22 protein-coding genes, 1 tRNA gene, 1 rRNA gene, 1 pseudogene and 1 riboswitch are annotated in these 22,115 nt (G+C 42.6%); of the genes and pseudogenes, 10 read left to right on the forward strand and 15 right to left on the reverse strand.

Annotation, left to right across the window (positions count from 1 at the left end; genetic code table 11):
• Nucleotides 1–120, reverse strand: a 16S ribosomal RNA gene (locus AS29_RS16075); the annotation flags it as partial.
• Nucleotides 121–350: 230 nt separating this feature from the next.
• Nucleotides 351–668, reverse strand: coding sequence for an MGMT family protein (locus AS29_RS16080; RefSeq protein ID WP_035412129.1), 318 nt, complete (start codon nt 666–668; stop codon nt 351–353).
• A gap of 143 nt (nt 669–811) precedes the next feature.
• Nucleotides 812–912: riboswitch (TPP riboswitch) on the forward strand.
• A gap of 94 nt (nt 913–1,006) precedes the next feature.
• Here AS29_RS16080 and thiT point away from each other — a divergent pair.
• Nucleotides 1,007–1,585: an energy-coupled thiamine transporter ThiT gene (gene thiT, locus AS29_RS16085; RefSeq protein WP_035412132.1), complete on the forward strand. Its 579-nt coding sequence runs from the start codon at nt 1,007–1,009 to the stop codon at nt 1,583–1,585.
• A 12-nt stretch (nt 1,586–1,597) separates the two neighbouring features.
• Here thiT and AS29_RS16090 read toward each other — a convergent pair whose 3' ends face one another.
• Complete coding sequence (locus AS29_RS16090; RefSeq protein WP_082883888.1) at nt 1,598–2,236, reverse strand: class D sortase; 639 nt, start codon at nt 2,234–2,236, stop codon at nt 1,598–1,600.
• On the reverse strand, nt 2,236–3,408 hold the full coding sequence (locus AS29_RS16095; RefSeq protein ID WP_035412135.1) for a processed acidic surface protein: 1,173 nt from the start codon (nt 3,406–3,408) through the stop codon (nt 2,236–2,238). Before AS29_RS16095 ends, AS29_RS16090 begins: the two co-directional genes overlap by 1 nt.
• 160 nt (nt 3,409–3,568) lie before the next feature.
• Between AS29_RS16095 and AS29_RS16100 the strand changes: the two genes are divergently transcribed.
• On the forward strand, nt 3,569–3,760 hold the full coding sequence (locus AS29_RS16100) for a hypothetical protein (RefSeq protein WP_035412137.1): 192 nt from the start codon (nt 3,569–3,571) through the stop codon (nt 3,758–3,760).
• Nucleotides 3,761–3,798: 38 nt separating this feature from the next.
• Here the strand turns inward: AS29_RS16100 and AS29_RS16105 are convergent, their stop codons facing one another.
• Together AS29_RS16105 and AS29_RS16110 are read right to left on the reverse strand one after the other, a co-directional pair.
• The gene (locus tag AS29_RS16105; RefSeq protein WP_035412140.1) at nt 3,799–4,332 is read right to left on the reverse strand and encodes a GNAT family N-acetyltransferase; all 534 of its coding nucleotides are present in this window, start codon (nt 4,330–4,332) and stop codon (nt 3,799–3,801) included.
• Nucleotides 4,333–4,432: 100 nt separating this feature from the next.
• Nucleotides 4,433–5,305, reverse strand: a complete 873-nt coding sequence (locus tag AS29_RS16110) for a DMT family transporter (RefSeq protein WP_035412142.1) — start codon at nt 5,303–5,305, stop codon at nt 4,433–4,435.
• 122 nt (nt 5,306–5,427) lie between these two features.
• On the opposite strand from AS29_RS16110, the gene AS29_RS16115 reads away from it, so the two are divergent.
• Together AS29_RS16115 and AS29_RS16120 are read left to right on the forward strand one after the other, a co-directional pair.
• Nucleotides 5,428–7,047: an AMP-binding protein gene (locus AS29_RS16115; protein ID WP_035412146.1), complete on the forward strand. Its 1,620-nt coding sequence runs from the start codon at nt 5,428–5,430 to the stop codon at nt 7,045–7,047.
• A gap of 67 nt (nt 7,048–7,114) precedes the next feature.
• Complete coding sequence (locus tag AS29_RS16120; RefSeq protein WP_051860828.1) at nt 7,115–7,609, forward strand: DinB family protein; 495 nt, start codon at nt 7,115–7,117, stop codon at nt 7,607–7,609.
• 40 nt (nt 7,610–7,649) lie between these two features.
• On the opposite strand, the gene AS29_RS16125 is transcribed toward AS29_RS16120, so the two are convergent.
• Nucleotides 7,650–7,991: a hypothetical protein gene (locus tag AS29_RS16125; protein WP_035412150.1), complete on the reverse strand. Its 342-nt coding sequence runs from the start codon at nt 7,989–7,991 to the stop codon at nt 7,650–7,652.
• 211 nt (nt 7,992–8,202) lie between these two features.
• Here AS29_RS16125 and AS29_RS16130 point away from each other — a divergent pair.
• Nucleotides 8,203–8,275, forward strand: a tRNA-Ala gene (locus tag AS29_RS16130).
• 95 nt (nt 8,276–8,370) lie between these two features.
• On the opposite strand, the gene AS29_RS16135 is transcribed toward AS29_RS16130, so the two are convergent.
• On the reverse strand, nt 8,371–9,381 hold the full coding sequence (locus AS29_RS16135; protein WP_082883889.1) for a L,D-transpeptidase family protein: 1,011 nt from the start codon (nt 9,379–9,381) through the stop codon (nt 8,371–8,373).
• Between the two features lie 313 nt (nt 9,382–9,694).
• On the opposite strand from AS29_RS16135, the gene AS29_RS16140 reads away from it, so the two are divergent.
• From AS29_RS16140 to AS29_RS16150, 3 genes are all read left to right on the forward strand, one after another.
• Nucleotides 9,695–9,880, forward strand: a complete 186-nt coding sequence (locus AS29_RS16140; RefSeq protein ID WP_035412153.1) for a hypothetical protein — start codon at nt 9,695–9,697, stop codon at nt 9,878–9,880.
• A gap of 166 nt (nt 9,881–10,046) precedes the next feature.
• Nucleotides 10,047–12,440: a penicillin acylase family protein gene (locus AS29_RS16145; RefSeq protein ID WP_035412156.1), complete on the forward strand. Its 2,394-nt coding sequence runs from the start codon at nt 10,047–10,049 to the stop codon at nt 12,438–12,440.
• 180 nt (nt 12,441–12,620) lie between these two features.
• Entirely contained in the window at nt 12,621–13,334 is a 714-nt protein-coding gene (locus AS29_RS16150) for an FTR1 family iron permease (protein WP_035412158.1), read from the forward strand.
• 68 nt (nt 13,335–13,402) lie between these two features.
• On the opposite strand, the gene AS29_RS16155 is transcribed toward AS29_RS16150, so the two are convergent.
• The 4 genes from AS29_RS16155 to AS29_RS16170 all read right to left on the reverse strand — a co-directional run bounded on the left by AS29_RS16155 (nt 13,403) and on the right by AS29_RS16170 (nt 16,221).
• Complete coding sequence (locus AS29_RS16155; protein WP_035412161.1) at nt 13,403–13,786, reverse strand: VOC family protein; 384 nt, start codon at nt 13,784–13,786, stop codon at nt 13,403–13,405.
• A 111-nt stretch (nt 13,787–13,897) separates the two neighbouring features.
• A complete protein-coding gene (locus AS29_RS16160) occupies nt 13,898–15,283 on the reverse strand; it encodes a nucleoside recognition domain-containing protein (protein WP_035412164.1) in 1,386 nt (461 codons plus the stop codon).
• The gene (locus tag AS29_RS16165) at nt 15,261–15,977 is read right to left on the reverse strand and encodes a FeoB small GTPase domain-containing protein (protein WP_035412167.1); all 717 of its coding nucleotides are present in this window, start codon (nt 15,975–15,977) and stop codon (nt 15,261–15,263) included. The genes AS29_RS16160 and AS29_RS16165 overlap by 23 nt, the downstream gene beginning before the upstream one ends.
• Nucleotides 15,970–16,221, reverse strand: coding sequence for a FeoA family protein (locus AS29_RS16170; RefSeq protein WP_035412171.1), 252 nt, complete (start codon nt 16,219–16,221; stop codon nt 15,970–15,972). Before AS29_RS16170 ends, AS29_RS16165 begins: the two co-directional genes overlap by 8 nt.
• Nucleotides 16,222–16,449: 228 nt before the next feature.
• On the opposite strand from AS29_RS16170, the gene AS29_RS16175 reads away from it, so the two are divergent.
• Complete coding sequence (locus AS29_RS16175) at nt 16,450–16,941, forward strand: SH3 domain-containing protein (RefSeq protein ID WP_035412174.1); 492 nt, start codon at nt 16,450–16,452, stop codon at nt 16,939–16,941.
• A gap of 129 nt (nt 16,942–17,070) precedes the next feature.
• On the opposite strand, the gene AS29_RS16180 is transcribed toward AS29_RS16175, so the two are convergent.
• The gene (locus AS29_RS16180; RefSeq protein ID WP_035412177.1) at nt 17,071–18,006 is read right to left on the reverse strand and encodes a DUF3298 and DUF4163 domain-containing protein; all 936 of its coding nucleotides are present in this window, start codon (nt 18,004–18,006) and stop codon (nt 17,071–17,073) included.
• Nucleotides 18,007–18,434: 428 nt separating this feature from the next.
• Between AS29_RS16180 and AS29_RS16185 the strand changes: the two genes are divergently transcribed.
• Nucleotides 18,435–20,477, forward strand: coding sequence for a molybdopterin-dependent oxidoreductase (locus AS29_RS16185; RefSeq protein ID WP_035412180.1), 2,043 nt, complete (start codon nt 18,435–18,437; stop codon nt 20,475–20,477).
• Nucleotides 20,478–20,526: 49 nt separating this feature from the next.
• On the opposite strand, the gene AS29_RS21655 is transcribed toward AS29_RS16185, so the two are convergent.
• A complete protein-coding gene (locus AS29_RS21655) occupies nt 20,527–20,703 on the reverse strand; it encodes a hypothetical protein (protein WP_197491623.1) in 177 nt (58 codons plus the stop codon).
• An 84-nt stretch (nt 20,704–20,787) separates the two neighbouring features.
• Nucleotides 20,788–22,045: pseudogene (locus AS29_RS16190) on the reverse strand (L-lactate MFS transporter).
• Nucleotides 22,046–22,115: the final 70 nt, after the last annotated feature.

Consider the following 22,115-nt stretch of genomic DNA (forward strand, 5'->3'; position numbering starts at 1 on the left):
GCAGGTTGCCCACGTGTTACTCACCCGTCCGCCGCTGACCTCCGAAGAGGTCCGCTCGACTTGCATGTATTAGGCACGCCGCCAGCGTTCGTCCTGAGCCAGGATCAAACTCTCCAAAAAGTAGTTTGACTAGCTCTTGTTTGTTGCTCTAGAATTAACGTTGGCACTTCAATTTGTTTAGTTTTCAAAGATCATTTTTTGCAACCGCTTCGTTAGCGGCTTTAATAATATATCACGCCGTTAGACAAGAGTCAACATCTTTTTCAACAATGTTTCAAAAGGAAATATCTTCTGTTTTCAGCGACAAATATCAATATATCACTATATCTCTAAAAGGACAATCATTTTTTTCAAATTTCTCTATGAAAATGATGCTGGAATTTTTGCAGCGATATTTTATTCCCTGTTTCGATTTCAACTCCTTCTATAGATAAGGCTTTTTTCTGCTCTTCAAGAACATCCTGATCCTTGATGGAGAGTTCTCCTTTAGAACTGATTACTCTGTGCCAAGGCAAACTGTATTTACTGCTCATCGTATGAAGAACTCTTACAACCTGTCTCGCTCCTCTAGGACTTCCCGCTGCAAATGCAACTTGTCCATACGTCATAACCCGGCCCTCCGGTATATTTTTGATGATTTGAATAGCTTTTTCGGTAAATGGTTTCATTCTCTTCCTCCTTCTGGTTTGATAAGGTAAATTAATAGTACCAAAAATGCGGCACGTAAGTATCATCATTCTACTAAATGTAAAATAGTTATTGTCGAAATTTGTGTGATAGTGTATAGTGAAAATAATTAAATAATTCGGTATACGACCACTAGGGGAGCCTTCGGCTGAGAATGAACAATCTGTTCTAGACCCTTTGAACCTGTTAGTTAATGCTTGCGTAGGGATGTGGCTTGATCGTTTAACTTCGTGATTAAAGCAGTGCGTGGAAGCAAGAGCATTCCCCGCATTGCTTTTTTATTTTCTCCTTTTGGTCGATGCCCGTAAAAGGAGCCCATATGAAAAATCAAAAACTTCTATTCTTATCCGAAACAGCTATTTTAACTGCTCTGGCACTGTTGCTGGACATGCTCTCAAGTTTCTTCATTAAGATGCCTCAAGGCGGGTCACTTTCACTTGGAATGATTCCAATATTTATTATGTCCTTCAGGTGGGGTCTCAAAGGCGGATTGCTCACAGGCCTTCTGACCGGAATTCTGCAGCCGATTTTGGCACCTGCATTTATCGTACATCCCGCCCAAGCTATTTTGGACTATCCGCTGCCTTTTATGCTTGCCGGGATGAGCGGCTTGTTTGCAGGATGGGTACATTCTGCATTGAAGCAAAATAAATGGAGAACTCTGACCGCAGTTATGGCGGCTACCCTGCTTGGTTCCATTCTTCGGCTTGCTTCGCATGTTTTATCAGGAATTGTCTTTTTCGGCTCATATGCACCAAAGGGCACTCCCGTTTTCACCTACTCACTTGTATACAACTCAACCTGGATGATCCCTACCTGGATTGTCGCTGCACTTGCAATATGGTTAGTCATTATGAATTCACCCGGGCTAATCAAAAGCAATGCAAAAAAACCGTAAGCCAATATTGGCTTACGGTTTTTCTGTTTTAATAAGATTTGCAATTAAAACGTAGCGTTCTGGTGCCGAACCAATAAAATCAAACGGATAGCATGTAGAAACAGTTAATGTAGCCCTTGGTTTAGGGACAATCACTGTACGGTCATTTTCGTCTACAATGCGTACCTTGCGAATTTTATAAGTAAATGTGCCGGCCGATGTTTTTACTATAAGGAGATCATTCTCCCCTACTTTTCCAAGCTGCCTGAAGACGGTATCCCGGTGTCCAGATAAAACAGAGTTATCCTTCTCACCCGGAAGAACAGATTGAGCAAAATGCCCAACTCCTTTTTCGAGCTCGTCTTCATCTGTACCATGGTAAATGGGCAGAACAGCCTCTAATTTCGGGATGATTAACTCACCCATCTTCTCACCCTTTACTGGTCTTGTTTCATATAAAGGAGAAGGTTTAGCGCCTTCTGTCTCACTTGCTTTAGCCGGCGCCGTTTTAATCACATGGTAATCCGCTTTCTGCTTTTCATAGAAAAAGTAAGCTTTTGCTAATTTAAACGCATTCGTACTAGTTAAGTAAACTCCGGCAGCAAAGAGGATCGCGGCACTAAAAAGAAGAAGCGTACGCTTCTTCTTTACTGTTGAAAGGAAATGTTTCATCAGATGGATGTACGCAGCTTTCTTCTAATTAAAACGGAAACCGCTATTAAAGAAGCTCCGGCAATCATCCAGTTTGCATGAAATCCTGCTGTCTTAGGCATTTTAGCTCCTTTAACTGTTGCTCCCGGTTTTTCCGTCTGTTTCTTAATGGATGAAACTGCTTCAGACGTTTTTACTAAGTCCTTACCTGTTTCTTTAATTAATTCTGATCCAATCATTTCAGAAGTTAAGGTCATATCTAAAATCAGTTTGTTATCCAAATCATAAAGCTCGACGAAAAGGTCTGCCCCATCCACATCATTCAGACTCATCATTGTCTGCAAAGAAAGCTCTTTTTTGATTCCATCCTTAACAAGGTAGTATTTCGCCTGCAAATTCAGCAAATCCATCATTTCACCGTAGATGGAAATCATCTCTTGAATGTCTTTCTCAGAAAGCTCATCTACACTTTCAAAATCACCGATTGCCATCATTCTGTCACCAAGCTGCATCAGCTGTGCGTCAATATAAGGATTGTTTTGATATACTTTTTCGAAGTGTGCAGCCAAACGCTCAAACTCTTCTTCCGTTAAACCAAGCTGATCAAAAATTTCTTCAAACTCAGATTCCATATCCGGAAGTTCCATGAAATTATAGATTTCTTCATCAAGCTCTTCGATCGAATCATAATCTTCTAAAACCAGGCCGTGGTCCTTCATAAACTGGTCAAACTCTTCACGGGAGGTAAAGTCGTAGCTTTCCCAAAGCTCCTGAAGCGTCGCATCATTAATTTCAGTCGGATAGTCTCCCGCAATTTGAATTGTTTCAAGCAGATAATTTTCAAAATAGAAAACATCCTGTACTTTTTCCCCATCGAATAAATCCCCGTTTTCAACAAGGAGGTCTGTTAATTGATCTTCTGTTAATTCATATTTTGCAAGAATTTCTTTAAGAACATCATCTGTCACCCTTCTTCCCAGATGACTTCTTAAATCTTCTACATCTTCAAATTCATCAAACATTCTGTAATCAAAATTTTCTAAATATGTCTCTAACTGGCCATGTGTCAAGTTAATTTCTTTTAAATAGGCTTTGTAGCTGCTGCTGTTTACGTCAATCTTGCCTGCAGCCAGTGCTGTGTGTGCAACGAGCAGCTGAAGCAGTACAAGACATGCCGCGAAATATTTTTTCACCGCAGTGTCCCCCTGTAATATTTGTAATCTAGAAAATTATATACTGAAATTTTTGTAATGTATAGCACAATATTTTTATTGTCTATCTAGTAAATGGTTCTATTTTCGCTTGCTGGTGAATGTACTAGAGTAATAGGAAGGAGATGCGGGAGGCTAGACAATGAATTCAACCTTTTCTTTTATGTTAGGCTGCATGCTGTTATCAATTATTCATTTTTTAATCAGTTATAGGGAAGCAATTCGGGTAAGCAATGAGGAAGGTCTTGTATTTGGCTGGGGATTAGTATTTAATGTGCCTCTTGCCTTCATGTTTGCCATACTGGCTAATTTGTTCTACCAGCAGCTAAATTAGAAGGGCCTACCAGATTGGAGGCCCTTCTTATCTTTCTGTTATACTCGATTGCCTTGCAGCAGCATCGATTTAAGCCGTTCAATATCCTTCCATCCAAAAGCATATTCAATATGCTCCCGATTTCCAATTGACAATGTTTCTTCCCCTATTAATTCAGGAAAATAGGATTCATAAAATCCCCGGGAAGGATTTTCACTGATTACCCAAACCATGACAGATTGGAATCCTTTTTCAATGAGATCATCTATCGAATTTAACAGCAGCGCACTCCCAATCCCTTTTCGCTGCACCTCATCCAGAAGGTAGATGGCATATATTTCACCATCAAACCCATGCTTTTCAGTACGTTCCTTTCCATAGCTTGAAAACCCGACGATTCTCCCCTCTTCATCTTCGGCTAAAAACAGATGATCGAGATCGGCTTGCTCCCACTGGCTCATCTTCTCTGCATATGTAAGCGAGTTTAAATAGGCAGAATCAACGATATCCCGGTAAGTAGTCCGCCAGCTATCCACATGAACTTCCGCAATCCCTTTTATATCTTCTTTTTTTGCTTTCCGGATTTTATACATAATAGTCCCCCTACGCCATTCTAAAGTTCACTATTCTCCTATACCCAATTTCTTTCCTTAATCATCCATATTTCTTTTAGAATGGTAAGCAGAATCTTTTTCACTTCATATCCCCAGCCATAAAAATTAGTATTCCTGCAAATATTACGGCACTGCCGATTGCCTGAGTCAACATGATTTGTTCATTCAGCACATAATAGGCAAGGATGATCGCACCGGCAGGTTCAAATAAAATGGCGACGGAAATTGTGTTCGTACTAATCCATTTCAAAGCCCAGTTAAATAAAGAATGGCCAAGCAGATTAGGAAAAATGGCCAATAGCAAAAGCCACATCAGATTTTCGCCGCTTCCTGGGTCTAAACTATACGAAAATACTAAGCAATAAAGCAGCAAAGTCGCCGCGCTAATCCCGTAAACAAGAGTTGTATGTAAAATCAGCGAATGCCGCTTTCTTACTTCCTGTCCAAATAGAAGATAGGCAGTAACCATAAAACAGGCGGTTAACGCCAGCAAATCTCCTGCCAGTGCCCATCCGCTGATTTGCAGGTCCCCCCAGCTGATGATTAAGCTCCCGATTATGGCAATCGCCGCACTCCACACGGCTTGACGCGTTACCCGCTCACCAAAAAGCAGGTAAGTTCCAGCAAATGCGAATAGCGGCTGAAGCGTAACGAGAACCACTGAACTTGCAACGGAGGTTAATTCGAGGGACTCAAACCATAAAATAAAATGAAAGGCCAGGAATATTCCTGCCATTGAAATGTAGAGCCAGTCTTTATTAGTCATTTCCTTGATGCCCGATCCCCTTGCTAACAGGAAAAAAGGCATCATTAGAAGGACTGAAAAGAACATTCTGTAAAAAGCCGTTACCGGCGGCGGAGTGGTGGTCAGCTTGACCATTACGGCAGAGGCCGAGACAGAGAGCACCCCAATAAATAGAGCGATATATGCATATGTTTTTTGTTTGTTCACATTAATCTCCTCACCCTACTAAACATCTGCAAAAAGGCGAGATTTGTAGAAGGATAGTTTTTAAAATATTCTGTTAATATTGTATAATGAAAGCGTTAACTCTAGCGATATGAGGAGGTCCTATGAATTCTTTAAAGCAAGTGACAATCGGGAAAATGTTTCAGGAAACGGTTCAGGAGTTTGGAAGCCGTGAAGCTATTGTCTATTCTAAAGAAGAAATCCGTTATACCTATCAAGAATTCTACGAGGAAACGGCAAAAATTGCAAAGGCTCTTATGGGAATCGGTATTAAAAAAGGAGACCATATCGCTGTTTGGGCAACCAACGTCCCTGAGTGGCTGCTTCTCCAATTTGCTACAGCAAGGATGGGCGCGGTTCTTGTAACGGTTAATACGAGCTACCAGGTTCACGAACTTGAATATTTATTACAGCAATCCGATTCAGCTGCTTTATTTTTAATAGACGGCTATAAAGGGACTTCCTATACAGAAATGATTCAGTCAATCACAAGCCGAGCCAGCCATCCGCTAACGAAGCTGAAACACCAAATCTACATAGGCAGTGATTCATGTCCTGAAGGAATGACTGGCTGGAATAAATTTTTAATGCATGCAGCTGCAGTTTCAGATGCAGAACTGGAACAAAGAGAAAGCGAGCTTGATCAGCATGATGCCATTAATATGCAATACACTTCGGGAACGACAGGGTTTCCAAAAGGCGTTATGCTTACCCATCATAACATTGTCAATAACGGTTATTTAATCGCAAGCTCGATGAAGCTGACACATAAGGACAGGCTTTGCATTCCCGTACCGTTCTTCCATTGTTTCGGCTGCGTATTGAGTACAATGGCTGCTGTTACAGTTGGGGCCTGCATGGTCCCGACAATAGAATTCAGCCCTGATCTCGTGCTCGAAACAGTGGAAAGGGAACAATGCACCGGCTTGCAGGGAGTTCCGACGATGTTTATTGCCGAACTTTCACTGGATTCTTTCCCATCTTATGATCTCTCCTCTCTCCGGACAGGTATTATGGCAGGCTCTCCTTGTCCGATCGAAGTGATGAAAAAAGTAATGGATCAGATGGGGATGAACGAAATTACGATTTGCTACGGTCAAACGGAGGCATCTCCTGTCATTACCCAAACAACTGTAGATGACTCTATTGAAAGAAAAGTAGAGACAGTCGGGAAACCTCATCCGCATGTTGAAGTTAAAATTATCAATCCTGCAACAGGAAATGAAATGCCTTCAAATGAACAGGGTGAACTGTGTACGAGAGGCTATCACGTTATGAAGGGTTATTATAAAATGCCCGAAGCGACAAGTGAAGCAATCGATGCTGACGGGTGGCTGCATACAGGTGATCTCGCTTCAATGGACGAAGAAGGCTACGTTAAAATTACCGGCCGCCTCAAGGATATGATTATCAGAGGCGGCGAGAATATTTATCCCAGGGAAATTGAAGAGTTTTTATACCGGCACCCTGATATTGTAGATGTACAGGTTATTGGAGTGCCCGATGAAAAATACGGAGAGCGAACGGCTGCCTGCATCCGAGTCAGAGAGGGAGCCGACCTGACGATGCAGCATATTAAAGAATACTGTGAAGGGCAAATCGCTTTTTATAAAATTCCGGAATACTGCTTTTTCATGGATGAGTATCCAATGACAGCATCTGGGAAAATACAGAAATTCAAGCTGCGGGAACAGGCACTGGACTGGATTAAAGAGAGAGTTTAAGTGGAGTGTATGAAGGGACTTCCATCAATGGTTTTGATATGATGAACGTGAAGAGGAGGAATCGGCTATGTATGAACACATGAAAAAAGTGCGAGAAGAATTGCTTAACACACTCAATGAACTATCAAATGAGGAGTTTAATGAAAAGCCTTCAACTGATGAATGGAGCGTTGGGCAGGTTGTAGACCACCTTCAAAAAATGGAGAAAGTCGTACTGGAAAGCCTTAAAAAATCCATCCATCATGCAGAGGATAAAACGGTTGAAGAAAAACAGCTTGAAATTGTGACCGACCGGTCCCGCAAGGTTCCCGCCCCTGACTATGTGGTGCCGAGTCCTGTACCGATTGACCGGATTAAGGTAATAACTGCACTCGAAGAAGCCAGACGAGATCTTATAAATTTCACTGAGCTGCTTGCAAAAGATTTCGATCTTACTTCAAGAGCTCTAAAACACCCTGTCTTAGGAGAACTATCCATTAAACAATGGGTTGAATTTGTGGGGTACCATGAGGAGCGCCATCTTCTCCAGATTAAAGAAGCAAAAGAAAAAATTGGTGCTTAACCAGCGTTCGGCAGCCGGCCTTCCTCAGCCCGGCTGCTTATTATTTTTGGATAAGTTTCACGTCGCCTGTTACACGGTCGACTGAATACGTAACATCTTCATTTCCTGACGCAGTCGTGCCGTCTTCAAACCAGGAGGCACTGCAAATGTATTCATTCTTTGTTTCAACGAGGAATTTAGCTCCAGCTTCCCCTTTTCCGCTCCGTTCGAGAAAATCTACAACTAGAAGAAGCGCTTCATCCTTCGTCACTTCCTGATCAGCCAGTACTTCATGCTGGATAGGTGATTTGAACCCGGCCGCATTAATTAATTCATCACCGAAAAATTCGTAAATCAAAAACAGAGCCAGCCCTAATCCGAGCACTGCCTGCGCCACTTTCATGCTGATTGCCTCCCGCCTTTCTATCTAATAGTATTATCGGTTCAATTCGCTTCTGGATAAAGTGACTTTATGTAAATTGATTGTAAATATTAGGCCTTTTTACACTTTTTATCTATTTACAAAATTATTTTTAAATAATCATAAAACAATATTGACTTTTTTTGAAAAATCGTTATGATTTATATTATGCGCTAACGTATAAAAATATTACGGGGGCTTAGCTCAGCTGGGAGAGCGTTTGGCTGGCAGCCAAAAGGTCAGCGGTTCGATCCCGCTAGTCTCCATCTAAAAACACCCTTGCGGATGCAAGGGTGTTTTCTTGTTTTCAGACATATTACGGCATTTCGCTCATCAAATGGTTAGAAACCACTTTTGCACCTTATTTTAAAATGGCTTTTTTCGTTGCCGGTCCCACTACCCCATCAGCTGTGAGACGGCTGGCCTTTTGAAAGGCGATAACGGCTTTTTCAGTGTTTGCGCCGAATATTCCATCAGTACCCCTTGTGTTGCATCCACGTGCAGTCAGTCTTTGCTGCAGCTCTTTTACTGCAGAGCCCTTGCTGCCTTTTCTTAGTGTTCCGCTGTTCGCAAGGGTAGTCCCGGGCTGCGAACTTGATCCATTTAGTGCACTCCATGTTTTGGGCCCAACAATTCCGTCTGCAGTAAGCCTCTTGCTCTTTTGGAAAGCACGAACAGCTTTATCTGTAGCAGGACCAAAAACACCGTCAATGCCCCCTGTGTTGAATCCAAGCTTTGTTAATTTGCGCTGAAGATCTGCTACTGCATCTCCTCTGCTTCCTATTTTAAGCGTATCTCCGGTAGTTCCGGTATTTCCGCCTGGCTTAACGTTGTATCCATAAGATTTGGCTATCGCACCAAAGGATTTCCCTGAGCTTGTAATAATGACGACTGTATTGATTGGCACTTGACTATACAGCCATTCAACTTCATTATCATACATCCTGACACAGCCGCTGCTGACATATCCTCCAATTGAGCCTGGATTATTGTTACCGTGTATTCCATAAGTGGAACCGGATGTTCCTCGTGCATTAAACCCCATCCACCGATTACCAAGCGGGTTTCTTGGATCCCCTCTTGGAATATTTCCTTTATAATAAGGTCTGTTTATGATTTTCTGAACAATTTTGAATTTCCCTTCAGGTGTAAGGGACTGGCTTCTCCCTGTTCCTACTTTGAACACCCGTTTCAGCTTGCTGTCTTCGTAATAAGCAAGCTTGTTTGACGACTTATTTATGATGATAAACTTGGTTGCTGCTGCAGATGCACCCGGTATACCTGCCCAAAAGACAGAAGAAATACACTGCAAAACACAATAAGCCATTTCTTTAGCAAAAACCTCAACCCCCGGTTCAATTTTTTTAAACATTTATATCTATGCGCGGGCTAAGCAGAGAAGTTCCAATTTTACCAATTTAATATGTGAAATGGTAAAAAACAGATAATCCGGGGAATATCCTGTCGTTATTTCTATAATCATGATTTTTCGCATTAGATTTTGCTGAGAATTGAAGATAAATTTCCCCCTGAATGGAGGAGGAAAACAGCGGGTTTTCTCAAAATAATAAGAATAGCTTTTTGTGTTATGAAAAAGTGCTGGACTCCTGCAGGAACTGGATGATAAAAAGCCTGTGATGAACAGAGTTGATCAGCGCGAAAAACTTAAAAAGGTGGTTAATGACATGATTCAGGAATTTACTTTACAGCAGCTTGCAGAAGGTTTGCCAAAATCAGTATTGAATGCTTCGGATAGAGATTTAGAAGGTTTCCAAAAAATTATCGAAGAAACGATTAAGCTTAGGGAAGGGCATAAAAACTTGCAAAAGATGATAAAAAGCTATTCCACTTCTGTAATCCAGCGATCTTAAGTTTTCAATTATCGGCCTTTTCATAAGGCTTTTTTCTTTTTCCTCAGACTTTACTAGCTTTTTCTTACTGAATTTTCTATCTATTGGAAAAATACTTCGTGCTAACCCTCCCTAATTCCTATATAAATAAATTATAGATAGAAAAATAATAGAAGGGGGCAATGACATGCAAGCAAATACTCCGTTGGAGATAAAGAAAAAGCGTCCGTTAAGAAAATGGCTTCTCATAAGCCTTTCTGTTTTTGCCCTGCTGCTTATTTCAGGCGTTATTTTTGTAAACGTTTACACTAATAGAAGTCTGCCAAAGCTGTCCGGAGAAACAGTCATTGCAGGACTTACACAGGAAACGGTGGTTACTAGAGATCAGGAGGGTGTGCCTCATATAAAAGCGGGCAGTGAAAAAGACCTGTATATGGCTCAAGGATACATCCAGGCTCAGGACCGGCTTTTCCAAATGGATTTGAGCCGAAGACAAGCCTCCGGTATGCTGAGCGAAGTAGTTGGAGAGGCCACCATAGACCGTGATAAATTTTTCAGAACGCTTGGGTTAAGGCGGGCAGCACAGGCGTCCCTATCGGCTTATGATCAAGAGTCTCTTCAAGTTCTTCAGTGGTTTGCAGATGGGGTCAATGCGTATATAAAGGAGGCAAAAAAAGAGGGAAAACTTCCACTGGAGTTTACTCTGCTTGGATACGAGCCTTCCAAGTGGACCCCACTTGACTCCCTTACAATCGGAAAATATATGGCGTTTGATTTAGGCGGGCATTGGCAGGGACAGGCGTTTCGTTATTGGGCGATGGATCATCTTTCAAAAGAAGAAGCACTTGAGCTTTTTCCAAGTTATCCAAAGGATGCTCCTGCTATCCTCTCAAGCTACAAAAATATAAAGCTCGATATTCAGGATACGTTTGCAAGTGCCGTCATTCCACGCGAATTTAACGGAAGCAACAACTGGGTTGTGAGCGGGAAGAAAACCGTTACAGGCAAGCCTCTTTTAGCTGATGATCCTCATCTCGGGCTGGCCACGCCATCCATCTGGTATCAGATGCACCTCACCTCTCCATCCCAGAATGTGAGTGGGGTCATTTTTGCAGGTGTTCCCGGGATCATTCTCGGACATAACGAGAAAATTGCATGGGGTGTAACGAATACGGGCCCCGACGTACAGGATCTGTACATTGAGAAACGCAGTCCGCAAGATGATTCAAAGTTCCTCCATAACGGAAAATGGGAACAGGCGAAGATAATAAAAGAACCCATTGCTGTTAAAGGCAAAAAAACCATTCCCTATGAAGTGACAGAAACGAGGCATGGTCCTGTCATTTCCGAGTTTTCATTAGATCAGAAAAAAGATACGGTTCTTGCGATGAAATGGACCGCGTTGATGCCAAGCACAGAACTGCAGGCTGTTCTTAACATGAACCGTGCTCAAAACTGGAATGAATTCGAAAAGGCATTGGAAGGATTCCACGTTCCAACTCAAAATTTCGTTTTTGCCGGCCAGGATGGAACAATCGCTTACAAAGCAAACGGGAAAATTCCAATCCGCAAAAATGGGGACGGACTGCTTCCTGTTCCAGGCTGGACAGATGATTATGAATGGACCGGTTTCATTCCATGGGATCAGCTCCCGCGAAGCGTGAATCCGGAGGAAGGCTTTCTGGCAACTGCCAATAACAAAGTCATAGATGACCGTTATCCATACCATATCAGTCATCACTGGGCACAGCCATATCGGTATATGAGGATTGAGGAGTTTTTAACTAGCAAAGAAAAGCTGACTGTAAATGACATGAAGAAACTTCAGATGGATCAAAAGGATCTTTATGCAAGAGAATTTGTTCCTTCATTCCTTAAAGCACTCAAAGAACAAAAACTCACATCACAGGAAAAAGAAGCCCTTTCCCTTCTTGAGAACTGGAATTACGAGGATAACCCTGAATACGGTGCCCCACTCATCTTCCATTTATGGATGAAAGAACTTCCAAGGGTTCTGTTTGCGGATAAAATCCCTGAGAAAATGGATGAACTATTTGAGGGGAAACAGCAGGCGGTTGATGAATTATTGCGAAAAGCATTAGACGGAGAAAAATCGGTTTGGATTGAAGAAAAAGGAGGAATCCAAAACGTTCTGCACTCCTCTTTGAAAAACGTCCTTGCTGCCATTCAAGATCAATACGGCAAAGATCCAAAAGCATGGAAATGGGGGGACTATCATCAGGTTTATTTCGCCCACCCGCTCTCCTCAGCTTCACCTGTACTCGAGTGGGTTTTCAACAGGCAAAAGCCCCTCCCTGTCGGAGGCAGCCAGGTGACGGTTCAAGCGGCTGCTTATGAAGAAAATGGAGTAGTTGATCATGGTGCTCCATGGCGTTTCGTAGCTGACCTTTCTGATTTGTCAAAGGCTTATCACAATAACAGTCCCGGGCAGTCCGGGCATTTCAGGAGCGAATGGTACAGCAATCAGCTAAAAAACTGGGTAGAAGGAACGTATCATGAAACCTCGCTGACCAGTTACGGTTCAAAAAAAGACGTACTGAAACTGGAACCGGGAAAGTAATTAGATGGTGTCATGCATCCTGAAAAAGAGATGCATGACTTTTTTAAAATCAGCCGATAAACCCAATCTCAAAAAGAATACCCAACTATTCTCCTAAAATCTATATTGACATTGAAATTCATTCTCACTATTATATAAATGAGAATGAATTTCATTATAATTTACGGGGGGATGGCATATATGTGGTCGAGTTTATTTCTTGCATTACGCGAAGGGCTGGAAGCAGCACTCATTATCGGAATTATTTTAATACATACAACCCGAATTAATCGGCACGATCTTAAATCATCCGTCTACCTTGGAGCAGGTATCGGATTGATTGTCAGCATAATCGGCGGACTGATCGTTTTTTCCGGCGCTCAGGAGATGGAAGGCTCTTCTGAAGAACTGTTCGAAGGAATCATGATGCTGGCAGCGTCCGGACTCATCGCTTACTTTATTTTATGGCTGCACCGGAACAGCGATGTAAGTAATTCGGTTACGTCTAAAGTTTCTTCCAATGCATCAAAAATCAGTTTGTTTATTTTGGCTTTTCTTTCCGTATTCAGAGAGGGCCTCGAACTGATGATCTTTAATCTTACCCAGATCTCACATCACGCAGGATTGATTGCTGCAGGAAATATCCTAGGGATTGTTCTTGCTGTGGCCACCACGATCGTACTATTTAAAACAGCGGTGAAACTGAACTTATCTGTTCTATTCAAAGTACTCGGTGTTGTTCTGATTTTCCTTGGAGCCGAAATGTTTGGAGAAAGCCTTTTGAAATTTTATGAGGACGGCGGAGAATTATTGGAGAAAGCAGGCTTTGCCCTATTTATGCTTCCTTCTCTTTACATCCTTTTGAAGGATGATATAAAAAGAATGAGAGTAACCCGCAAGCAGGCGGACGTGTGAAATAAAAAACCACCAAACACAGATCGTTATTGAAAAACAGCCGGGTCCCCCCGGCTGTTTTCTTTCGTTTAGCAATTAGCAATCATGATTACATTTCCGTCAGGATCCTGTATATTGAACCATGCTGTTTCTCCCGCCCATTCCAGTTCTCTTACAATCTTAATTTCTTTGTTTTTCACAAAAGCATAAGCCTCCTCTATTTCAGGAGCATAAAGATTGAAAATCGGGTTCCCGCTGATGCTTTCTTTAAATTGAGCATCAAAGCTGTGATCATCCAAGGTGAGAGAGGTTGTTCCATTGATAGGGATGTTGCAGACTGGCGAATGAACCTTGTCCAAATCTGCTTCCTGCCCGAGCAGGTCAAAATACCATGCTACAGATGCCTTTAAATTCTTCACATGAACAAATACACCATTCATTTGATTCTTAATTGGGACTGCCGCAGCTTTCATTTTTATCATCCTCCCCACATTTTAGTACCATTTTATCCCTTTATTTTACCAAAAGAAAGAAGCAAAGATCCTTCATTTAAAGGATCTTTGCTTCTTTTTAATCACTACTCCTTAAACCCATCCAAACAGAAAGGCCGCCTGAGCAAGAATAAATGTCACAGCGATGGCTATAACGGTCGGGATGATAAAAGACATGAACGTCCATTTTTTGCTTTTTGTTTCCTTATATATATTGATGAGTGTCGTGCCGCACGGGAAGTGAAGAAGCGAGAACAGCATCATATTTAAAGCTGTTAGCCACGTCCAGCCGTGATCAAGGAAAATTTGCTTTAAATCCATCAGATTATCCACTTCCGTAAGAGATCCGGTCGAAAGATAACCCATTAAAAGAACAGGCAATACGATTTCATTAGCCGGCAAGCCGATCAGGAATGCCGCTAAAATGTAGCCATCCATTCCAAGCATTTTTCCAAAAGGATCAAGGAAGTTAACGAAGTACATCAGAATACTTGTATCCCCGATAAATACATTTGCAAGAATCCATGTAAGCATGGCTGCCGGTGCCGCAATCTTTACCGCTCTCATCAGAACAGAAATCGAACGGGTTAATGAAGCCCGGACCACAGTATCCCATACTTTTGGTTTTCGGTATGGCGGAAGTTCCAGGGTGTAATGAGTTGGAACGCCTTTCAAAGCGGTTTTTGATAAGACAAAGGAAACGAAAAAAGTAACGATAACTCCAAATAATACGATTCCGACAATGACAGCTGTTGTGACAAGTGAAGCCCAGCCTCCTGTAAACCCAGCTGCCATGAATAGGGATGAAAGGATAATAAGCGTTCCCCAGCGTCCGTTGCATGGCACAAAGTTATTCGTTAAGATCGCTAGCATCCGCTCTCTGGGAGATTCAATGATTCGGGTAGACATCATAGCAGCGGCGTTGCACCCAAATCCCATCGCCATCGTCAAAGACTGCTTTCCATGGGCTCCAACCTGTTTGAAAATGCGATCCATGTTAAAAGCCACGCGCGGAAGGTATCCGAAGTTTTCAAGCAGGGCGAACACCGGAAAGAAAATCGCCATAGGCGGCAGCATCACACTGATTACCCAAGTCGTTCCCCGGAACAGACCAAGTACCAATATTCCGTATAGCCACTCAGGTGCCCCCATCCACTGGAAGAAAATTGTTAAGTACCCTTCAATCCAGCTGAAGAATTCACCAAGCATGGAGGATGGCACATTGGCTCCTGCAATCGTTAAATAAAAAACTGCCCCGAGCATGATCAGCATGATCGGAAATCCAAAAATCGGTGATGTCAGAACAGCATCCAGTTTTTCAGTCCGAACATCTTCTTTTGTTTTACTAAACGTAACGGTCCTTGCACAAAGCTCCTTGCTTTTTTCATGAAGACTCTGAACAATCTCATCGCGTATCTCAGCAGACGATATGTCTCTTGCCTCGTTTAATACTTTGTCAAACTGGATACTTAAGTCCACGTGTCAGCTCCTCCTTTTGCGCCATACGGCCTTTTAATTCATCCAAAAGGGATTCATCTCCATCCAGCAGTCTCAGGGCAACCCATCTTGCAGAGAGGTCATCGTCAATGAGCGGACGGACAAGCGGTTCGATTTTGCTGATTTTTTCCTCAATAGCCGTATGATAGCTAATCAGGGCCGGCTGACATTGGATGATCCCTTTCACAAGCCGGTCCATCGTATCAAACAGCAGTGGAAATCCCGTTTTATTGCGTGCTGATATTTTTACAACCGGCACTCCAAGTCTTCTTGTCAGCTGCTGCTCATTAATACTGATGCCCCGCTTCGCCGCTTCATCAATTAAATTGACGCAAACAATAACGTTCGTTGTCATTTCAAGCACTTGAAGAGCGAGATTCATATTCCGTTCAAGTGATGTTGCATCGAGTACCACTAATGTAATATCCGGCTTTTCAAAGACGATATAATTCCTCGCAACTTCTTCATCCTTTGAATTTGAGAAAAGAGAATAGGTCCCGGGAAGATCAATGAGCTTATACGTTTCGCCCTTATGCTGCATCGTTCCTTCTGCCATATCAACGGTTTTTCCAGCCCAGTTTCCTGTGTGCTGCTTCAGACCGGTCAAAGCGTTGAACAGGGTGCTTTTCCCGGTATTGGGATTTCCGGCTAATGCGACTCTGTACACATTATTCATGAGTGATCAACTCTCCTTCAATTCTCATACTCTCTTCTTTTCGAAGGGCAATCGTCGTTTGGCTGACTCGAAAGGCAATGGGATCGCCAAGCGGACTTCTGCGGACTACCTTCACCACTGCTCCAGGGACAAAGCCTAAATCAAGAAGTCTTCTGCGCATCACTCCTTCAAGGGAAAGTGAAGTAATTTTTAAGGTATCCCCTTTATTCGCTTGGTATAGACAAACTGTTTTAGTATTGGTCATTTATTTTTCACCCTAACTAGTTTTTTTACCTAGCGCAACTTTTTCTTTTATCATATGATTCTATTTTTAAAATGTCAATTGTCATTCTCCATTGATGAAAGAAATTCTCTCCTGATAATGGGAGGATTACTGCTAAACTATTCGCCTATAAGCTAAAGAAATGAAACAATTTTATTCCTAATTCCGTTCCATATACAAGCAAGAAAAAAATTATTTGGGGTGAAAAAAATGAAAAAATGGCAAAAAGCATCAACTGCTTCCGTATTAGCTCTCGGCATCCTTTCCTTTCCGCTCAGCTCAGCTCTTCCATTCTTTGAAGCCAGTACAGCTCAAGCCTCTGCAGCTTATACGTATGAGGTAACTGCAGGCAAATTAAACATTCGGGCAGCAGCCAATACTCAGTCAAAAGTTCTAGGATCGTTGCGAAAGGGAGTAAAAATTGAAATACAGCGAATTACCACTTCTGGATGGGTCTCTTTTCAATATAAAGGCAAAATAGCTTATGCGAGTGCAAAATTCATGCTGCCAATAGCCGGAACAGGTGTTACTAAAACGAACCTGCATTTAAGAAAAAGTGCAGCCGCTTCTTCAGCAAGCCTCCTCGTTATTCCGGCTGGAAAAAAAGTAACCGTTCATGAATGGGCTGGTGATTGGGCACGAATTGATTACAACGGAACAAAAGGCTGGGCCAGTTCTAAATATTTGATGGGATTTGAATGAACGATTTTAAACAAGGACACATAAAAACCGCATTCGAGGAGAATGCGGTTTTTGCAGTTTAATCATTCTATGAGAATAGCCGTTAAAAGTAATCCCCTTCATTAATATGATGTGCCGGGCCTTATAGGCTTACTGATATACAGACATAGGTACAATCACTTCGGGCATTCCAGACGAATAAGGGCCAACTTCATATTCCTGAAAAATTAATTTCAATCCTTTATTATGAAATGTCCATTCCCTATTGCTGTCAATGACAATTTCCTTTAATGCATCTGGAAAAATTGCGGTTTGATTTCTGTTGGATTGATTTCTCAAATCTGCTGCGGCATAGTTTTTCACCACGCTTGTTTTATTTTTTATCACTGTTGTTAAATCGAAACGGGAACCATTAAGTGAATTAAAATTCAGCGTTTTCGCAACTGTCATACCATGTGCTCCGCCCATATATTGATATTCATAAACGACCACACTCAGCAAATGATTTTTATTGAAGTGAATTTCATAGCTTGCTTTGTATTCATAAGGCTTCCATGGATAAGGCTTGCCGTCCTTTTCCCATTGCTGTTTATTCTTTTCTTCTTGCAGCTTAGCTTTCTTGTAATTTTCTACATGTTGGTTTGCTTGTCTAAGTATCACAGCATTAATTGACTGTTCAGCATTTTTGTTATTCATTCCTATCATTTGCGGGTATTCAACCGGCGCATCTTTAGCGGTTATTTTTATTGATTTTATCCCGTTTACTGCTTCATATCTGGATTTTGAAGGCGTTTCATAGGCTACGGAACCATCTGCCTTTACGAACTTCCCTCCGCCAATACCAAACCATCCATTACGGTTTGTGTAAACTCTTGAGACTTGGCCTTTTTTCAAACTGGAAACTGCTTTAAAGCTTGTACCTGATTTCTCATAAACACTGATATCCTGAATTGCCGTAACTCTGCCGATCTGTCCCGGCTTTAATTCGTTATTGGTCCATCCGGAAGAAGCGGCTGCAGCAGGTTCATAAGGCATAGCGCCGAAAGCGAGACCAGCAGCGAGAACAATTGGTAATGCCTTTTTCATCATTACATCCCCTTTGTTTTTTAATAGCTAACTTCTTATTAAACGGTGTATGTAATCAAAATGTTTCATCCCTATGACAAGTACTAGTAATCTATACCCTGATTAGGCAGGTTCTTCATCATTATAATCCATTAAAGTAAGTTTTATCCAATAACCAAATGCGGTATATTCACCCGATTGGTTCAACTAACCGTCAGCAAAAACCCCCTGACGGAAGTTTCACTTTATCCCGCCATAACGGGCAGTATGGGGCACGCTTTTTGGATTCTTTGAAAATATGCTGGCGGACGCTTTTTCCTTAACTGCCCGTAATGGCCCGATTGGTTCAACTAACCGTCAGGAAAACCGCCTGACGGAAGTTTCACTTTATCCCCTATCCAATTTCGTTTAAGATTAGGGATAACAATGAATGCCAAGGGGGAAGTGCGTTGTTATCTTATATTGATCAGCCTGACGGAGTCTTTAAATCGGTTTGCTCGTTGGATTGTCCGGATCAGTGCGGGCTGCTGGTACATAAGGAGAAGGGGAAGATTGTGAAGGTTGAAGGAGATCCTGATCATCCGGTTACGAAGGGGAGCATTTGCAATAAGGTGCGGCATATGACAGAACGTCTTTATGATCCGAAACGCCTTGCCTATCCAATGAAACGGGTGGGACCAAAAGGAGAGGGCAGGTTTGAGAGGATTACGTGGGATGAAGCGATTGAAACCATTAAGTCCCGCTGGATGAAGCTGATTGAAAGTGATGGACCTGAGAGCATCCTCCCCTACAGCTTTTACGGAAACATGGGGCTCCTCTCATCGGAAGGAATCGACCGCCGGTTTTTCCATCAGCTTGGAGCGAGCTTGCTGAATCGTGCCATTTGTTCTGTAGCGGGTTCGTTCGGCTACAAATACACGATGGGCGGAAGCTTCGGGATTGATCCGGAGGAAACGATTCACTCCAAACTGATTATTTTCTGGGGAATCAATGCCGTGAGCACGAATATGCATCAAGTGACAATCGCCCAAAAAGCACGGAAGAATGGCGCAAAGATTGTCGTAATCGATGTTCACAAGAACCAGACCGGCCGTATGGCAGACTGGTTTATCCCGATTCTTCCTGGGACAGACAGTGCCCTGGCTCTCGGTATGATGCATATTCTTTTTAAGGAAAATTACGCGGATGAAGCTTTTCTGGAGAAATATTCTGTCGGATATGAAGAATTAAAAGAACACGTTATTCAATATGATCCGGAGACCGTATCGTCCATAACCGGCATACCGGTTAATGATTTATATACGCTGTCCAGAATGTACGGTAAAACCTCCCCCTCATTTATCAGAATCGGAAATGGAATACAGCATCATGATAATGGGGGGATGAATGTTCGAACGATTGCTTGCCTTCCCGCGATTACCGGGCAGTGGCTAAAAAAAGGCGGTGGTGCGATCAAAGGGAATTCGGGCTATTTGCAGCATGACAGTGAAGCACTGACACGACCGGATCTGCTTCAGGTTAAAAGCGCACGGGTCATTAATATGAATGAGATTGGCCGCGCCCTTCTCGAACTGGATCCGCCGGTCAAATCAATGTTCGTCTATAATAGCAATCCTGCTGTCGTTGCCCCGGAAGGAAATAAAGTTCGGAAAGGTCTTGCCAGGGAAGACTTGTTTACTGTCGTTCATGATTTATTTTTGACAGAAACTGCTGCTTACGCAGACCTTGTCCTGCCTGCCTCCTCTTCCTTTGAAAACACGGATTTTTATACATCCTATTGGCATCACTATATGCAAATCCAGAAGCCTGTTATCGAAAAGTTTGGTGAATCTAAATCAAATGTCGAGCTTTTTCGCATGCTGGCCAAAGCGTTCAACATGGATCCTGCTTACTTTGACGTTTCGGAAGAAGAATTAATCCGGCAGGCGGTAGATCAATCCGACAATCCATATATACAGGGCATCAGCTATGACGAACTTTCAAAGCATGATTTTGTGAAAGCCGATGTAAAACCGATGTTTCCGGGTAACCTCCCTACGCCAAGCGGAAAAATTGAGCTTTATTCCGAGCAAATGAAATCCCATGGTTATCCTGCACTTCCGACTTACTCACCTCTTGTTGAGGACGGGGATTTCCCTTTTTTGTTTGTTCCAGGCCCTAACCATAATTTCTTGAATTCAACCTTTAGCCATAATGAAAAACATACAGTCCTTGAAAAGCAGCCTCGTTTGTTTATGAACGATAAGGATGCCGGACGGTTTGGAATTGAGGATGGGGATCTTGCGAGAGTATGGAATGACCGGGGAGAATGTGAACTAACTGCTGCTGTTGGGAATACGGTACTTCCCGGTGTCTTAGTTACTCAAGGTTTGTGGGCTGACACCCCAGGTACAAAACAGCTTGTCAATTCCCTCACTCCTGACCGGCTAGCCGATATGGGCGGAGGCGCTGTCTTCTTTTCTGGCAGAGTTAAGCTTGAGAAAAAAAGGTAGTCAAAAAAACAGGCCTCCTAATAGGCAGGGGGCCTGTTTTGATGCGTCCTTATTCCGGCTTCTGCAGTTCCTCTTCAAAATAAAAGGTACTGGGATTTTCGTTCACAATGTACGAAAACTTCTTCATATGTTTGACGTATTGGCATTTTGCAATCGTCACGGGTTCTTTCGTTTTCTTAATAATGGCCCTTTCACCAGAGTGAAACAGGTTGTTTGAGTTTTTCAAAAGGACACTCCCTCTCTATAGCAATTATACCATATAATATTCGTTCTAATTCCTGTAAATCGGGATTGCAAAAATTCTCCTTTTTTAAAGCGCTTTCTCCTGCTGATGCCCTCGATTCTTTTTTATGCTGCGGATGTTTAAGCGGATAAGCAGCGAAATGGCCAGTGCTGCGAGAAAGGCTCCAGTAAATAAATAGAGAGTAATCGAATAGCTTTCTGTCAGCTCTCTTATGTTTGATACAAGCAGGGGACCCGTAAGGCCGGCGGCTGCCCAGGCAGTCAAAATATATCCGTGAATGGCCCCCAGTTGTTTCGTACCAAATAAATCGCCGATGTAGGCGGGAATAGAGGCAAATCCTCCTCCATAGCAAGTCAGGATGATAAAGATTACAAGCTGAAAAAGGAAAGCGTTTGTTAAATTGGGAAGGCATAAAAATGCGATAGCCTGAATGGCAAAAAAAGCGGTATACACATTCGGACGCCCAATGTAATCCGAGACAGATGCCCAGCCGATCCTTCCAAACCCGTTAAACAGACCCATAATACCTACCATTGCCGCCGCTGCACCTGCACTTAAGCCTGCAATGTCCTGGGCCATCGGGGAAGCTACTGATATAATTGCCAATTCCGCATGTAACATTAATAAACAGCATCGCCCACAGGGCCCAGAAACGAATGGTCCTGACTGCTTCATTCGCTGTCAGCTGAGCAAGGTCTCCACCCGTTTTTTCAGAAGCGCGGCTATCTTCCATTCCTTTGGGCATCCAGCCTTGAGGCGGCGGGGATAAATAGAGAGAAGAACAAATCATGAGGACAAAGTAAACAGCACCTAACAGGTAAAACGTATTCGCAATACCTGCATTGTTAATCAGGGAAGCGATGATCGGGCTCGCAATTAATGAGGCAAATCCAAACCCCATAATGGCAAGTCCAGTAGCAAGTCCGCGGCGGTCAGGAAACCATTTCACTAGCGAAGATACCGGAGTAATATACCCGATTCCAAGACCTATCCCTCCTAAAGCTCCGTAAAAAAAATAAAGAAGATAAAGGGAGCCTATGCTCTCAGCGAATCCTGCTCCAATCATTCCCGCTCCAAAGCATACTGAGGATATGATTCCCGATTTTTTAGGTCCATATTTTTCAACGAAATGGCCCATGAATGCTGCAGATAATCCAAGAAACAGAATAGCAATACTGAATGTTAAGGAGACGGCGCTTAAACTCCAGCCGTGTTTTTCAAGCAGAGGATTTGTAAATACGCTCCAGGAATATACAGAACCAATGGAAATGTGAATGCCGACAGCCGCAGCTGCAATCAGCCAGCGATTTTTCGTCTTGTTCATCTTTTTCTCTCCCGTCTTATCCTTATTTCTAAAAAGACAGGCACACTTCTGCCATGTACCTGTCCATTGA

The sequence above is a fragment of the Bacillus sp. SJS genome (assembly GCF_000732485.2).
Lineage (GTDB): Bacteria > Bacillota > Bacilli > Bacillales > Bacillaceae > Metabacillus_B > Metabacillus_B sediminis.

Bases quoted from the DNA above. Each gene is read 5' to 3' on its own strand.
- AS29_RS16105 (WP_035412140.1), bottom strand. From the start codon at position 4,332: ATGTATAAAATCCGGAAAGCAAAAAAAGAAGATATAAAAGGGATTGCG.
- AS29_RS16100 (WP_035412137.1), top strand. From the start codon at position 3,569: ATGAATTCAACCTTTTCTTTTATGTTAGGCTGCATGCTGTTATCAATT.
- AS29_RS16180 (WP_035412177.1), bottom strand. From the start codon at position 18,006: ATGAAAAAGGCATTACCAATTGTTCTCGCTGCTGGTCTCGCTTTCGGC.
- AS29_RS16140 (WP_035412153.1), top strand. From the start codon at position 9,695: ATGATTCAGGAATTTACTTTACAGCAGCTTGCAGAAGGTTTGCCAAAA.
- AS29_RS16120 (WP_051860828.1), top strand. From the start codon at position 7,115: ATGTATGAACACATGAAAAAAGTGCGAGAAGAATTGCTTAACACACTC.
- AS29_RS16150 (WP_035412158.1), top strand. From the start codon at position 12,621: ATGTGGTCGAGTTTATTTCTTGCATTACGCGAAGGGCTGGAAGCAGCA.
- AS29_RS16170 (WP_035412171.1), bottom strand. From the start codon at position 16,221: ATGACCAATACTAAAACAGTTTGTCTATACCAAGCGAATAAAGGGGAT.
- AS29_RS16145 (WP_035412156.1), top strand. From the start codon at position 10,047: ATGCAAGCAAATACTCCGTTGGAGATAAAGAAAAAGCGTCCGTTAAGA.
- AS29_RS16115 (WP_035412146.1), top strand. From the start codon at position 5,428: ATGAATTCTTTAAAGCAAGTGACAATCGGGAAAATGTTTCAGGAAACG.
- AS29_RS16155 (WP_035412161.1), bottom strand. From the start codon at position 13,786: ATGAAAGCTGCGGCAGTCCCAATTAAGAATCAAATGAATGGTGTATTT.
- AS29_RS16165 (WP_035412167.1), bottom strand. From the start codon at position 15,977: ATGAATAATGTGTACAGAGTCGCATTAGCCGGAAATCCCAATACCGGG.
- thiT (WP_035412132.1), top strand. From the start codon at position 1,007: ATGAAAAATCAAAAACTTCTATTCTTATCCGAAACAGCTATTTTAACT.
- AS29_RS16175 (WP_035412174.1), top strand. From the start codon at position 16,450: ATGAAAAAATGGCAAAAAGCATCAACTGCTTCCGTATTAGCTCTCGGC.
- AS29_RS16090 (WP_082883888.1), bottom strand. From the start codon at position 2,236: ATGAAACATTTCCTTTCAACAGTAAAGAAGAAGCGTACGCTTCTTCTT.
- AS29_RS16125 (WP_035412150.1), bottom strand. From the start codon at position 7,991: ATGAAAGTGGCGCAGGCAGTGCTCGGATTAGGGCTGGCTCTGTTTTTG.
- AS29_RS16135 (WP_082883889.1), bottom strand. From the start codon at position 9,381: ATGTTTAAAAAAATTGAACCGGGGGTTGAGGTTTTTGCTAAAGAAATG.
- AS29_RS16080 (WP_035412129.1), bottom strand. From the start codon at position 668: ATGAAACCATTTACCGAAAAAGCTATTCAAATCATCAAAAATATACCG.